Annotated in this window: 15 protein-coding genes and 1 pseudogene; 9 read left to right on the top strand and 7 right to left on the bottom strand. The window is 70.4% G+C overall.

The window, feature by feature from the left end:
• Positions 1-18 precede the first annotated feature (18 nt).
• Positions 19-492, bottom strand: coding sequence for a MarR family winged helix-turn-helix transcriptional regulator (locus CD790_RS18050; RefSeq protein ID WP_222108268.1), 474 nt, complete (start codon positions 490-492; stop codon positions 19-21).
• A gap of 73 nt (positions 493-565) precedes the next feature.
• On the opposite strand from CD790_RS18050, the gene CD790_RS18055 reads away from it, so the two are divergent.
• Entirely contained in the window at positions 566-940 is a 375-nt protein-coding gene (locus tag CD790_RS18055) for a cupin domain-containing protein (RefSeq protein WP_144384278.1), read from the top strand.
• A 75-nt stretch (positions 941-1,015) separates the two neighbouring features.
• Here CD790_RS18055 and CD790_RS18060 read toward each other — a convergent pair whose 3' ends face one another.
• Genes CD790_RS18060 through CD790_RS18070 form a run of 3 tightly spaced genes read right to left on the bottom strand, consistent with a single transcriptional unit; the run spans position 1,016 to position 2,572 of the window.
• Entirely contained in the window at positions 1,016-1,438 is a 423-nt protein-coding gene (locus CD790_RS18060; protein WP_144384279.1) for an arsenate reductase ArsC, read from the bottom strand.
• Between the two features lie 22 nt (positions 1,439-1,460).
• Complete coding sequence (locus CD790_RS18065; RefSeq protein WP_144384280.1) at positions 1,461-2,201, bottom strand: MIP/aquaporin family protein; 741 nt, start codon at positions 2,199-2,201, stop codon at positions 1,461-1,463.
• The gene (locus CD790_RS18070; protein WP_144384281.1) at positions 2,198-2,572 is read right to left on the bottom strand and encodes a helix-turn-helix transcriptional regulator; all 375 of its coding nucleotides are present in this window, start codon (positions 2,570-2,572) and stop codon (positions 2,198-2,200) included. The genes CD790_RS18065 and CD790_RS18070 overlap by 4 nt, the downstream gene beginning before the upstream one ends.
• 78 nt (positions 2,573-2,650) lie before the next feature.
• On the opposite strand from CD790_RS18070, the gene CD790_RS18075 reads away from it, so the two are divergent.
• Positions 2,651-3,097, top strand: coding sequence for an ArsI/CadI family heavy metal resistance metalloenzyme (locus CD790_RS18075; protein WP_144384282.1), 447 nt, complete (start codon positions 2,651-2,653; stop codon positions 3,095-3,097).
• A gap of 93 nt (positions 3,098-3,190) precedes the next feature.
• On the opposite strand, the gene CD790_RS18080 is transcribed toward CD790_RS18075, so the two are convergent.
• From CD790_RS18080 to CD790_RS18090, 3 genes and pseudogenes are all read right to left on the bottom strand, one after another.
• Positions 3,191-3,733: an RNA 2'-phosphotransferase gene (locus tag CD790_RS18080; protein ID WP_144384283.1), complete on the bottom strand. Its 543-nt coding sequence runs from the start codon at positions 3,731-3,733 to the stop codon at positions 3,191-3,193.
• 266 nt (positions 3,734-3,999) lie between these two features.
• A pseudogene (locus tag CD790_RS35850) lies at positions 4,000-4,197 on the bottom strand (winged helix-turn-helix transcriptional regulator); the annotation flags it as partial.
• Positions 4,198-4,356: 159 nt separating this feature from the next.
• The gene (locus CD790_RS18090) at positions 4,357-5,244 is read right to left on the bottom strand and encodes a LysR family transcriptional regulator (RefSeq protein ID WP_186319088.1); all 888 of its coding nucleotides are present in this window, start codon (positions 5,242-5,244) and stop codon (positions 4,357-4,359) included.
• Positions 5,245-5,357: 113 nt separating this feature from the next.
• On the opposite strand from CD790_RS18090, the gene CD790_RS18095 reads away from it, so the two are divergent.
• The 7 genes from CD790_RS18095 (at position 5,358) to CD790_RS18130 (ending at position 12,655) form a co-directional block, all read left to right on the top strand.
• Entirely contained in the window at positions 5,358-5,819 is a 462-nt protein-coding gene (locus CD790_RS18095) for a nuclear transport factor 2 family protein (RefSeq protein WP_186319089.1), read from the top strand.
• A gap of 441 nt (positions 5,820-6,260) precedes the next feature.
• A complete protein-coding gene (locus tag CD790_RS18100; RefSeq protein WP_260867674.1) occupies positions 6,261-6,839 on the top strand; it encodes a DUF1349 domain-containing protein in 579 nt (192 codons plus the stop codon).
• A gap of 510 nt (positions 6,840-7,349) precedes the next feature.
• Positions 7,350-7,856 carry a DUF2867 domain-containing protein gene (locus tag CD790_RS18110; protein WP_144384287.1) on the top strand — a complete coding sequence of 169 codons (507 nt, stop codon included), beginning with the start codon at positions 7,350-7,352 and terminating at the stop codon, positions 7,854-7,856.
• A 12-nt stretch (positions 7,857-7,868) separates the two neighbouring features.
• Positions 7,869-8,495, top strand: a complete 627-nt coding sequence (locus tag CD790_RS18115) for a TetR/AcrR family transcriptional regulator (RefSeq protein WP_144384288.1) — start codon at positions 7,869-7,871, stop codon at positions 8,493-8,495.
• A 323-nt stretch (positions 8,496-8,818) separates the two neighbouring features.
• On the top strand, positions 8,819-9,022 hold the full coding sequence (locus tag CD790_RS18120; RefSeq protein ID WP_144384289.1) for a cold-shock protein: 204 nt from the start codon (positions 8,819-8,821) through the stop codon (positions 9,020-9,022).
• Between the two features lie 85 nt (positions 9,023-9,107).
• The gene (locus CD790_RS18125) at positions 9,108-10,769 is read left to right on the top strand and encodes a DEAD/DEAH box helicase (RefSeq protein WP_144384290.1); all 1,662 of its coding nucleotides are present in this window, start codon (positions 9,108-9,110) and stop codon (positions 10,767-10,769) included.
• A 386-nt stretch (positions 10,770-11,155) separates the two neighbouring features.
• Positions 11,156-12,655: a carboxylesterase/lipase family protein gene (locus CD790_RS18130; RefSeq protein ID WP_144384291.1), complete on the top strand. Its 1,500-nt coding sequence runs from the start codon at positions 11,156-11,158 to the stop codon at positions 12,653-12,655.
• The last annotated feature ends 43 nt before the right edge of the window (positions 12,656-12,698 follow it).

The following is a 12,698-nucleotide window of genomic DNA, read 5'->3' on the forward strand; positions in this document are numbered from 1 at the left end:
CCGCGTCGTCGTTCCACCTCACCAGAACGGGCGCAGAGGTGGGATCGCGTCGCCGGCCAACGTCCGGATGATGGCCGCGAGTTCACCCCGTGGCAGCTGGAGTCCGGCCTCCTGGAGCCGTTGTGCCAGCTGCGTCTCCAGGTCGTGCAGGATCCGTCCGGCCACGGCGAGGTGTGCCAGAGCCTTGTCCGTCAGGACGACGAGCTTGCGGCGACCACCGGCGGGATGTGGTCGTCGTTCCACATACCCCCGCGTCTCCAGGTCGTCGATGATCTGGCCGGCGGCCTGCTTGGTGACCCCGAGTCGCTCGGCCAGCTCGCTGCTGGTCGCCCCGGAACCGTGCAGCACCTGGAAGACCAGGCCGTGCATGGGTCGTAGGTCGGCATAGCCCGCGGCGTCGACACGGCTCACGAACTCGGAAAGGACCAGTTGGAAGGCCATCCCGAGGAGGAAGGTGAGTTCGGTGCGCTCGAGGGGGTCATGGGTCTCCACCGGTTCATCTTGACACACGCGTATAAAGTCACTTTACTCGGTGCGAGTAAAGATCCTTTACATAGGAGGTCTCATGTACGTGGTCAGTGAGCGGGAGCAGCGGACGACCAAGACCCCCGCCGGCACGATGTTCGGCTTGGCGGCCCCCAGCCAGGGCAGCGCCGAGCTCAGCACCTGGCGGGTCGAACTCGGCGCGGACGCGGCCACGCCGGTGCACGTCATCGATCGTGAGCAGGTGTGGATGCCCCTGTCGGGGGCGTTCGAGGTCGAGGTGGACGGCGAGACACGGCAGGCCGGGGCTGGACAGGCGGTCATCCTGCCCGCCGGCGCGGTGCGGCGGCTGAAGGCCGTGGGCGGTCCGGCGGAGGCGCTGGTCGCCATGGCCGTCGGCGGTAAGGCGATGATGCCCGGGGGTGAGGACAAGATCCCGCTTCCGTGGGCCGAGTGACCTTTCCCCGGTGAGCGGCCCCCACCGGGCCGACCCCATGCGCCGCGCTCGTGATGCCCCCGGCGGAGTCAGTCGTTACTCCGCGGCCTCGACTCCCAGGTCGGCGAGCAGGTCGCGCACACGGTTCTCGATCTCGTCGCGGATGGGGCGTACGGCGTCGACACCCTGGCCGGCGGGGTCCTCAAGCTTCCAGTCCAGATAGCGCTTGCCGGGGAAGTACGGGCAGGCGTCTCCGCAGCCCATGGTGATCACCACGTCCGAGGACCGCACCGCCTCCACCGTGAGGACCTTCGGGACCTCGGCGGAGATGTCGACGCCGACCTCGCGCATGGCCTCCACGACGGCCGGGTTGACCGTCTGGGCCGGGGCGGAGCCGGCGGAGCGGACCTCGACCCGACCCGCGCCGAGGTGGGTGAGGAAGGCGGCGCCCATCTGGGAGCGTCCGGCGTTGTGGACGCAGACGAAGAGAACGGTCGGGCGCTCGGCGGGGGTGCTCACGGCGGGGGTCTCCAGGGGTTGGTCAGCGGGTGGCGGGCGTGGTCAAGGCTTCGCCGACCGGAGTGGGGGCGTGGGACCCCGCGGGGGCCGGGCGGGCGAAGACGACCGCGGTCAGGGCCAGGCCGATGGCGGCGCCGGCCAACTGGGCGGCGATGAAGGGGGCGACGGAGGCGGGGGCGATTCCGGCGAAGGTGTCGGTGAAGGCCCGGCCGATGGTCACCGCGGGGTTGGCGAAGCTGGTGGAGGAGGTGAACCAGTACGCGGAGCCGATGAAGGAGGCCACCGCGGCGGGCGCCAGGTGGGCCCGGCCGGTGCGGGTCAGGCCGAAGACGACCAGGACCAGGCCGGCGGTCGCCACGAGCTCGCCGAGCCACAGGTGGCCGGCGGAGCGGTCATGGGTGGAGAGGTGGACGAGAGGTCGGGCGAACATCGCGTCCGCCAGCACCGCGCCGGCCACCGCCCCGCCGACCTGGGCGGGGAGGTACGCGGCGACCTCGCGCGGACCCGGGCCCCGACCGTCGCGGCGGCCGGTGATCCAGGCGGCGAGGGTGACCACGGGGTTGAAGTGGGCGCCGGAGACGGGGCCGAGAAGAACGATCAGCACACCGAGGCCGAAGACCGTCGCCAGCGAGTTGGCCAGCAACTGCACGCCCACGTCGCGGGTCAGCTCGGTGGCCTGGATGCCCGAGCCGACCACGATGGCGACGAGCAGACAGGTTCCCAGGGCTTCGGCGGCGGCGCGACGGGCCAGCGGGGCGTTCACGGGGTTGCTCCGGCGCCCCGCGGGGTGCGCAGGACGTCGGCCAGCCGGTCCAGTGCTCCGGGCACCACGCGGTAGTAGACCCACGTTCCGCGCCGTTCGCCGTCGATGAGGCCGGCGTTGCGGAGCAGCTTGAGGTGGTGGGAGATCGTCGGCTGGGACAGCTCGAAGGCCGGGGTCAGCTCGCACACGCAGACCTCCCCGCCGTCCTGGGAGGCGATCATCGACAGCAGTCGCAGCCGTACCGGGTCACCCAAGGCTTTGAACGCCCCGGCCAGGTCCTCGGCCCTGTCTTCGGCCAGGGGCGCGGTCGCCAGCGTGGGGCAGCAGCCGCCGGGGACGCCCTGACCGAGCACCACATCCTGTTTCGACATTTCTCTATCTTGACGTTCTTCGATCCAGGGCGCAAGCTTGCATTGAAATACTTCGATTCAGTGCATGAGGTGATCGACATGTCCCGTGCCCAGCTGGCTCTCAACGTCGCCGACCTTGAGGCGTCGGTGGCCTTCTACTCCAAGCTCTTCGGTACCGAACCCGCCAAGCGCCGGCCCGGCTACGCCAACTTCGCCATCGCCGAGCCCCCACTGAAGCTCGTCCTCATCGAGGGTGAGGCCGGGCAGGACACCCGCCTGGACCACCTCGGAGTCGAGGTCGAAACCACCGACCAGGTCAGTGCCGCCACCACGCGCCTGAAGGAAGCCGGCCTGGCCGCTGTCGAGGAGACCGACACCTCCTGCTGCTACGCGCTCCAGGACAAGGTCTGGGTCCACGGCCCCGGTCGCGAGCCCTGGGAGGTCTACGTCGTCAAGGCCGACGCCGACACCCTTGCCGGTACGGCGGCCCAGGCCGAAGCCTGCCGCACCGCCGCCCCGGACGCCGACCGCGCCTGCGGCTGCTGACCGGCACCGCGGCCTTCTGCCAGCGGGAGGACCTGAGAAAGCCTCCGGCTTCGGACGGCCCTACGGGCCGTGTGCGGTTGTCGTCGGCCGCTGTCAGCCGGGGAAGCGGAGGAACGGGGCCGGTACGTGGTCGACCAGCCACACCCCGTTGGCGCTGAGCCGGAACTCCCGTCCGGCGCGGTGCATCGCCCCGGCGTGGACCGACAACACCACCGGTGTGCCGCGCCGCGCGCCCACCCGTAGGGCCGTCTCCCGATCGGGCGAGAGGTGCACCGCGTGCCGGTGCATCGGCCGCAGACCCTCCGCCCGGATGGCCGGCAGATACCGGGCCACCGTGCCGTGGAACAGGTACTCGGGCGGCACCGACGTCGGCAGTCCGAGATCGACCGGAACCGTGTGCCCCTGGTTGGCGCGGATCCGGCCGTCCACCACGGCGAACCGCTGCTTGTCATTGGCGCGGACCACCTGGATCAGCTCCGCGTGGCTGAAGGAGAAGCCGTGCGCGACCGCCGCGGCGATCAGGACGTCGACGTCCACCCAGCCGTGCGGGTCGAGCGTGACGCCGATGCGCCCCGGATCGTGCCGCAGATGCCGGGACAGGTACTTGGAGATCCGCGTCTCACGTCGTGCGTCCATCCCCTTCATAGTGCCGCGCGGGGCCCCGGCCGCGCATCTGATTTCCACCGCGCCGCGTGTCCCGGCCGCCTCCGAGGCAACGGCCGCGAGTACGGCCGGTTCGCCTCGCCACCCCCGTCCACCCGCCGCGGTGGCCGGTGGCTCGGCGTCTGCCACCTGACCCGTGCGTCACCCTGACTCTGGGGCCCGCCAGTGCGGGCTCCTGTGCCTGCACGTCAGTGATCACTCGCGCGTACAGTACGGTCGCTACGGCACGGCGCTCCGCGCTATCGGCGGCCGCCCGCTCGGCAGCCGTCATCGACGCGAGCCACTCGCGCGGCACCCCCGGGTCGGGGTGAGGTCGGGCCACCGTGCGGGCTGAGCGGGGCGAGAGCGGCGATGAGTGAGTGGCCGAAGTCGGTCAGTGAGTACTCCACTTCCGGTGGGACCTGGTGATAGACCTCGCGGTGAACCAGTCCGCTGGCTCGCCGTGGACCGCGTCGGCCCCGACGCCAGCGCGTTCGCGCACCGCTCCGCGCGCGTCAACGTGCCCGCCTACGACCCGGAGGTCCTCTTCGCATCGGCCGCGCGCAGGCCGTGGAAAGGCTGCCCCGAGGGCCGGCCGGAGCCGCCGCGGCCGCGTTTCAGTGAGGCTTGAGCGTGAGGGCGTCGAGGAGTCGGTCGAGGGAGGGGTTGGTGTTGTCGGTGCGGTGGGTGAGGTAGAGGGTGGTGGTCGTGTGGTTGAGGAGCCGCGGGGTGACGCCGGCGCGGCGCAGGGTGCGGTGTGAGTCGGTGAGGATGGCGGCGCCGAATCCGGCGGCGACCAGGGCGAGCAGGGTCTGAACGGTTCGACCTTCGGCGGCGATGCGCGGGCTGACACCCGCGCGGTGGCACAGGGCGATGATCTCGTCGTAGGAGCGCGGCGAGACGTCGCGAGGCCAGAGCACCAAGGGGATCTCGTCCAGGACCGTCAGATCGGCCGGCTGTCGCGCCAGGCCCTGGGCGAGGGGATGCGTGGCGGGCAGGAAGACGGAGAGCGGTTCGCTCCACCAGGCGGTGGCGGTCAGTTCGCCGCTCGCCAACGGCAGGCGCTGGACGGCGAGGTCGTACCGCCCGTCCAGGACGCCCTGCGACATGGCCTGGTCGTCGAAGCTCTCCACCAGCCGCAGGTCCAGGTCGGGCAGATCGGTGTGGAGCCGGCCCAGGGCGGCGCCGAGCGGACCGTTGATACCGGACCCGGAGAAGGTGACGGTCAGCCGTCCGGTGCGACCCTGAGCCGCCGCGTCCACGTCCTCCCGCAGACGACCGGCCTCGGCCAGCACCCGCCGCGCCCGGTCCACCAGGGCGGTCCCGGCCGCGGTGGGCACGAGGGTCCGGCCGTCGCGGGCGAACAGCACGGTGCCCAGCTGCCGCTCGAGCTCGCGCAGCTGGCGACTGAGGGTGGGCTGGGTCATGTGGAGGCGGCGGGCCGCCGCGCTGACGGACCCCTCGTCCGCGACCGTGACCGCGTAGCGGAGCAGCCGCAATTCCACTCTTGCCTCCCGGGCATGGACGCCATACCCAGTCTCACATACGGGGTATGGCTGCTCTGTCGGGCTGTCAGCCTGGTCGGGCACGTTGTCCTGCCCAGCAAGCGAGGCCCATCATGACCGCCACCACCGCCACCGGGACCGCCACCACCGCCACCGACACCGTCCGTGCCTTCTTCGCGGCGTTCGCCACCCATGACCTGGACCAGATACTGGCCCTGGTCGATGAGGACGCCCACTGGTACGTGCCGGGGGAGCCCGCGCTGGTGCCCTGGGCCGGCGAACGGCGCGGGCACGCGAGCCTGCGGGAGTTCTTCGAACTCGTCTTCACCGTCGCCGAACCGCTCGCCTTCGACATCCACGGCATGGCCGAGCTCGGCGACACGGTCCTGATCCCCGGCCGCTTCGCCTACCGCTACCACCGTTCCGGACAGACCCTGGACGACGAATTCATCCTCAAGATCACAGTCCGGGACGGCCTGGTCACCGACTACCGCATCTTCGAGGACTCCCTGCGCCTGGCCCGCGCCTACCTGGGCGACACCGCTCCCGGCGCACTCCCGGGCCCCGCGGTCTGACATGGCCCGTGGCCGCTCCGCGGCCGGCGCGCCTGGTTCACCGGAGGGGCAGGTGCGGCCCTGGGACGGCATCGTCGCGGAGAAAGTGCGTCGTCGGCTGACGAGAAGACGGCGCGTCCTGATCGGTCGAATGACCGATGTGCGCGGCGCCCGGGAGGGGCAGAGTGGCCACAGCCGCCGCGGGCCCCCGCCGCGGCGGCCCCACGGACAGAACGAGAGTGTCGGTGTGGTGGTGCCATGGGCGCCTCGTTGTTGGGGCGCGCCGTGGCGGCGCCGTCTTTCGCCTGGTCGCTTGTTCGTCTGTCCACCTCCTCCATGTGACGTGCCCTGTCGATGGCGATCGTGTGAGCGGTGTGGGGGCCGCTCATACGATGTGGTGCGGCCGTAGACCGGTCGTGAGGGAACAAGGGGAGAGGGGTCGTGGTGGGGTTCGATGGAATCGTGTCGTGGGATGAGGCCGGGTGGCTGAACCGTCCGCCGGCGGTGGAGCGGGACGGTGACGACTTGTTGGTGACCACCGGGCATGGCAGCGACTTCTGGCGCCGTACCTGCTACGGGTTCGTTCGCGACAGCGGTCATGCCCTGCTGACCGACTTCCCGGTGGGTTCCGCGGTCGAAGTGTCCTTCCAGGCCGACTTCACCGCCCTGTATGACCAGGCCGGGGTGATGGTTCGGGTGGATGAGCGAACCTGGGTGAAGGCGGGAGTCGAGGTGACGGACGGGACCCTGCATGTGGGCGCCGTGGTCACCCACGACACCTCGGACTGGTCGCTGGCCCCCGTCCCCGAATGGGACGGCAAGCCGGTCACCGTGCGCGTCAGCCGCTCCGGCGACGCACTGACCATCCGGGCCCGCGGTGGCGAGGGCCCCTGGCGGATGGTCCGTCTCGCGCACCTGCCCCCTGACGCGATCGCCACCGCGGGGCCGTTCTGCTGCTCGCCTCAACGCGAGGGCCTGCGGGTACGGTTCACCGGCTTCACCCGTGGCCCGGCCGACGCCGGCCTGCACGAGGGCCCGTAAGCGGGCAGGATCGCGGAGTCTCCTGAGCTGATCTCGAAGTCTGGTGCGGGTGGGCCCGTATCTCAAGGGCCCACCCGCACCAGTCGTTCAGCTCGTTGCTCTCTCGATGTCGATCACATCCGTATCAGACCGGCCTGTTGACGGAGCTCGACGGTGTCGGCCGGCGGTCCTTGCGGGAGGGATCAGCAGTGGGTGATGTCCCAGCGGTTCCCCGCCAGTTCTCGTCGGCGTAGTCGATGACCGGGTTCCTGTCCGATCCGACCCGCCACACCCAGGCACCGTCGCCGCGCTTGTAGCCCTTGTCGGATGACGATGTCGCAGCCGCGACACGGCGGCGCCGCAGGAGCCCGTCCGGCGCAGCCTCCATCCTCGACGGCCGGTCGGCGACATCGCCGGGCGAGGCCGGTGAGCTGGGTGAGGCGGCTGGGGGTGGACGTGTGTGCTGCCGCTGGCTGACTCGGCCCCTACGGCAGCGGGACCCCGTCCCAAAGCACATACATACATGCGTGCATGCATGTATGCTGGAGGGAGTTGATCGCCGAGGGGGCGTGCGACATGAAGGACCGACTGGCAGGACAGGTGCGGCGGGTCGAAGTGACCGACCCGATCGCCACAGCTCGGCGTTACGACTACGCCGATGCCTTCGAGCTCCGTCTGTCCGAACCGGACCCGCACCCGCCCGAGGTCTGGGTCCGGGCCGGACTGGACGGCACGCCCAAGTGGGTCGACCTCGTTGCGGGGCTGCTGGGAATGCGCGGTGCTCCCGAGGGGCCGGCAGACCGGGTGGCCGGCTTCCGGGTCATCGAGTCCCGCCCTGATGTGGTCCACCTCGAGACGACACTGCCGCTGATGCGCGTCGTCCTCGTGGGTCGGCGTGTCGAACCGACGTGCAGACTGTTCACCAGCGTTCTCCACTACAAACAGCCGACCCTCGCTCGACTCGTCTGGGCGGTCGTCGGCAACGGTCATCGGTGGGCGGCACGACAGTTGATCACCAGCAGGATTTCGACCACCTGATCGGAGCGAGACATGCCTGACGAGACCCGGGAGAGGCTGACCCAGGCCGATCGCAGACTGCGTACCCGGGCCCTGCTGCTCGAGTCCGCCGCGCGCGGCCTGTCGCGTTACGGGTACGGCAACCTCGTCCTCGAACAGGTGGCCAAGGAGGCCGGGTACACACGCGGGGCGCTCTATCACCAGTTCAAGGACAAGCAGGAACTGACCCTGGCCGTGCTGGAGTGGATCTACGAGACCTGGGACCAGGAGGTGGGCCGGCTCGTCGAGCAGGAGTCGGAACCGGTCGCCGCGTTGCTCACCCTGGCCCGCGGTCACACGGTCTTCTGCCGGCGAGACATCGCACGGGTGGCGATCGCGTTGCGGCTGGAGTTCTCCGGGCGGGACCACCCCGTGGGGCGCTCGGTCGAACAGGGCTATCAAAAACTCATCGACTTCTGCGTCGGGCTCATCGAAGCCGGGCGTGAGGCAGGGTCGATCCCCGAGGGCCCGCCGGCCAGGGCTGTCGCCCTCGCCTTCGCCGGCGCACTGGAGGGGGCCGTGATCGCGCTGGTCGGGCAGGTGCCCCATGACGAACTGCTCGCGGTCCGCACCGCCGCAGGCGCCCTCGGACTCGATCCCTCCACCGTCACGGCTCACTGAGAACGATCTTGCCTGTCGTCTCCGCGCCGCGAACGCCGTCACCGCCACCGCCGTTACCGCGGTCGCTCTGCGGCCACCCTCCGCGGCCCTCCGCATGCAGGCCACCGCAGAAGCAGCCCTGACCAGCAGAAACGTGTCTTGATGGCGTGACGGAACCGCGCGTCGCGCTTCCACTGCGGGCCGTCGAGGTGTGCTATGGTTTTGGCGTTGCAGTTGTGGTACCCATGAACCTATGTGCGCCTGACAGGAATGTTCATCCTTCGGGCGCATTATTTGTTTCCGGCATCTCCGGATGGGGCCTCTGCCTACAGAAGGAGAAGATCATGGCACAGGGAACCGTGAAGTGGTTCAACGCCGAAAAGGGTTTCGGCTTCATCCAGCAGGACGGCGGCGGCCCCGACGTCTTCGCCCACTACTCGAACATCGCGTCGCAGGGCTTCCGTGAGCTCCACGAGGGCCAGCGGGTCTCCTTCGACGTCACGCAGGGCCAGAAGGGCCCGCAGGCGGAGAACATCGTCCCCGCCTGATCGCCGGACGCGTATCCGCCACCGGGGTCCGCACCGCCAGGGTGCGGACCCCGGTTCGTGCTGTTTCCAGAAGGGCAATACTCGCATGTCCCGCAGGCCCCAGAAGCCGACCCGACGCACCTCCTCGCCCCCCTCGCCCGACTCGTCGCCGAGGGAGTTCCGGATGCCGGAAAGCACGACACCCGCGCTTCCCGCCGTCGAGGACTTCGCCGGTCTGGACATGCCCGCAGGGCTCCTGAAGACGCTCACCGCGCAAGGTCTGAGCACCCCCTTCCCGATTCAGGCCGCCACACTGCCCAACTCCCTCGCCGGCCGTGACCTTCTGGCACGGGGTCGCACCGGCTCCGGCAAGACCCTCGCGTTCGGGCTGGCGCTCCTGGCCCGCACGGCCGGCCTGCGCGCGGAGCCCAAGGCACCCCTCGCCCTTGTGCTGGTCCCCACCCGTGAACTCGCCCAGCAGGTGGCGGACGCGCTGACGCCCTACGCCACGGCGGTGAACCTCCGACTGGCCACCGTGGTCGGCGGGCTGTCCATCACGAAGCAGGCCAACACGCTCCGGCGCGGCGCCGAGGTGCTCGTGGCGAGCCCCGGCAGGCTCAACGACCTCGTGGAACGCGGGGACTGCGTGCTCGACAGCGTGCGCATCACGGTGCTGGACGAAGCCGACCAGATGACCGACATGGGCTTCCTGCCGCAGATCACCAAGCTGATCCAGCAGGTGCGGCCCGACGGGCAGCGCATGCTCTTCTCCGCCACCCTGGACCGCAATATCGACCGTCTGGTGCAGCGGTTCCTGACCGACCCCGTCGTCCACTCCGTGGACCCGTCGGCGGGGGCGGTGACCACCATGGAGCACCATGTGCTCCACGTCCTGAACGAGACCGACAAGAAGGCCGTCACCACGCGCATCGCGGCCCGTGACGGCCGGGTCATCCTCTTCCTCGACACCAAGCGATCCGCTGACCGGCTCGCCAAGCGGCTCCTGGCCGTCGGTGTCCGCGCCGCGGCGCTCCACGGAGGCCGCTCCCAGCCGCAGCGGAACCGCACCCTGGACCAGTTCAAGAACGGTCAGGTCACCGCGTTGGTGGCGACGAACGTCGCGGCCCGGGGCATACACATCGACGATCTCGACCTCGTCGTGAACGTCGATCCCCCCACCGACCACAAGGACTACCTCCACCGGGGCGGCCGCACCGCCCGCGCCGGCGGCTCCGGCAGCGTGGTCACCCTGGTCCTGCCCGACCAGAAGCGAGACGTCACCCGGCTGATGTCGGACGCGGGGATCCGCCCCCGGACCGCCCGCGTCACCTCGAATGACGCGGAACTGGCCACCATCACCGGCGCCCGCGAGCCTTCCGGCGTGGCGATCACCATCGAGGTTCCCCGACAGGCGACACCGACGACGTCCCGTCCGAGCCGGAAGACCGACGCCGAGCCCAGCAGGCGATCCGGCCGCCGACGCCGAAACGGCGGCGGCAGGTCCGAGACCGCCGCGGGTGCCCCCACCGGGACAGGGACACGGGGCTCGGGCCGCCGGACCGGGTCCGGCGCGGCAGCGCCCGATAGCTCCTCCGCGGCCGGCGGGCGTGGTGCTCGTCGCCGGGTGGTATCCGAGGGAGCCAAGAGCGGTGCGGCGACCGGCACCCCGAGCGGTGCCGCCACCGGCAAGGTGGCCCGCGGATCCGGCCGACCGACGGCGTCCACGGCGAAAGCGCCGACGAGGAAACCGTCGCGGACGGCGAAGTAACCGTCAGTGATGCTTAGGGCTCCTGGAGGCATCGGCCTCCAGGAGCCCAGACGGTGGGCCCGGACTCCTCCATCGAGCACATCCTCCGCCAAGCGCCAGCGCCCGTCACTGTCCGTGACTGCGAAGTCTCCGGGTTCCCCGTCGCGGTGGTCAGCTCGTCCGCTCAGCCGATGCGACACATCTCCCGCGTCACACGATCAGCGACAGAGCCGGTCGCCCTGCGAGCGGCCCGCAGCCGATTGACATCACACATGCGTCAATCGGGCGGATCCCGGTGTTGGTGCTGGACTCCGCATCCCTGTCAGGCTGAGACCCGAGTTCGACGACACGCTCGAGTCGATGTTGCTACGCGCAGCCGACCGCGTACCACCTGATGGAGGAAGCCCGTGGATGTCCGCAGGACGAAAGACGGTTTGGTTCGGGGCCGTCGGTCGGCCCCCGATGTCGTGGCGTTCCTCGGTATTCCCTATGCTGCCGCGCCCTTCGGAGCCAACCGGTTCAGAGAGCCGCGTCCCGTTCAGGCGTGGGAGGGCGTCCGTGAGTGCCGGGACTTCGGACCGGTGGCCCCGCAGTCGGCCCAGCTTCCCGGGGCGCCGTCCTGGTCGCCCGGCGACGAGGACATCCTCACGCTCAACGTCTGGGCTCCGGCATCCGACAGCGGCCCGGTGCCGGTTCTGGTCTGGATCCATGGTGGTGCCTACACCTTCGGCTCTTCCGCGCAGCCCGACTTCGACGGCACCGCCCTCGCTGGTGCCGGGCTGGTGGTGGTGACCTTCAACTACCGACTCGGCTTCGAGGGCTTCGGTCACATACCGCCCGGCGCCGAGCCGCCGTACCCGGAGAACCGGGGCCTGCTCGACCAGATCGCCGCGTTGCGGTGGGTGCGCGAGAACATCGCCGCATTCGGTGGCGATCCGACCAATGTCACGGTGGCGGGGCAGTCCTCCGGGGCGACCTCGGCCGCCTGCCTGATGGTGATGGACCGGGCGCGCGGGCTGTTCCGCCGCGTCATCGCCCACAGCGCCGTCGGCCCCTGCTACTCAAGGGAGCTCGCGGCTGAGACCACCCGGAGGGTCGCCGCGGCGGCCGGCATCCCCGCCACGTCCGAGCACCTGGCATCCGCGACCCCGCACACACTGGTCGTGGCCTCCGATCGTGTCGTCGAGAGCTACCGGCAAGATCCGGGTTCCGGGCCCCGCCACTACAACCCCGTGATCTACGGTCCGGTCGCCGACGGAGACATCCTGCCCGCCGACCCCCTGTCGGCGGCCGCCGGAGCCTCAGAGACGGTGGACCTCCTGGTGTCCCACACCACGGAGGAGTACTGGCTGATGGACGCGGTCGGCAGCAGTGCGAAGGTCACCACCGACGAACAACTGGCCGACTTCGCCCGGGACTTCCGCCTCCCCGCCGACGTGGTGCCGGGCTACCGGGCGCTGATGCCCGACGCCCCCGTGCTCGACGTCTATCTTGCGATCTTCGGCGACCTGTTGTTCAGCGAGTACAGCAACCGGCTCGCGGAGCGGCACGCCCAATCCGGTGGCCGAGCCTTCACATCCCGCTTCGCCCGCCACCGCGAGGGCCCCGAGGGAGTGGTACGCGCCTGGCACTCCGCCGACATCCCCTTCGCCTTCGGCAACCTCGCCCTCGAAAGTGTCGAGTTCCTCATCGGAGGCCCACCCCGTACCGCAGACCATGAGCTGTCCCAACGCATGATGGCAGCCTGGGTCGGCTTCGCCTCCACGGGTGATCCCGGTTGGCCACCCCTCGACGGCACGACGTCGACCTCCCAGGTCTGGTACACGGCAGACAGCCCTGCCGGGGCCCAGAACACCGCGGCCCGTGCCCTGTGGCGCCAAGCAGACTTCTCACCCCTTCGACCCTGATCCGAATCGTTGGCCAGCGGGTCGAGGTCGACGGTGGTCGGCC

Origin of the sequence: Streptomyces sp. SAJ15 (assembly GCF_007595705.1) — a bacterium.
GTDB lineage: Bacteria > Actinomycetota > Actinomycetes > Streptomycetales > Streptomycetaceae > Streptomyces.

Coding starts and splice junctions, on each gene's coding strand:
- CD790_RS18115 (WP_144384288.1), top strand. CDS start 7,869: ATGCCTGACGAGACCCGGGAGAGGCTGACCCAGGCCGATCGCAGACTG.
- CD790_RS18070 (WP_144384281.1), bottom strand. CDS start 2,572: ATGTCGAAACAGGATGTGGTGCTCGGTCAGGGCGTCCCCGGCGGCTGC.
- CD790_RS18075 (WP_144384282.1), top strand. CDS start 2,651: ATGTCCCGTGCCCAGCTGGCTCTCAACGTCGCCGACCTTGAGGCGTCG.
- CD790_RS18095 (WP_186319089.1), top strand. CDS start 5,358: ATGACCGCCACCACCGCCACCGGGACCGCCACCACCGCCACCGACACC.
- CD790_RS18120 (WP_144384289.1), top strand. CDS start 8,819: ATGGCACAGGGAACCGTGAAGTGGTTCAACGCCGAAAAGGGTTTCGGC.
- CD790_RS18055 (WP_144384278.1), top strand. CDS start 566: ATGTACGTGGTCAGTGAGCGGGAGCAGCGGACGACCAAGACCCCCGCC.
- CD790_RS18110 (WP_144384287.1), top strand. CDS start 7,350: ATGCATGTATGCTGGAGGGAGTTGATCGCCGAGGGGGCGTGCGACATG.
- CD790_RS18125 (WP_144384290.1), top strand. CDS start 9,108: ATGTCCCGCAGGCCCCAGAAGCCGACCCGACGCACCTCCTCGCCCCCC.
- CD790_RS18080 (WP_144384283.1), bottom strand. CDS start 3,733: ATGGACGCACGACGTGAGACGCGGATCTCCAAGTACCTGTCCCGGCAT.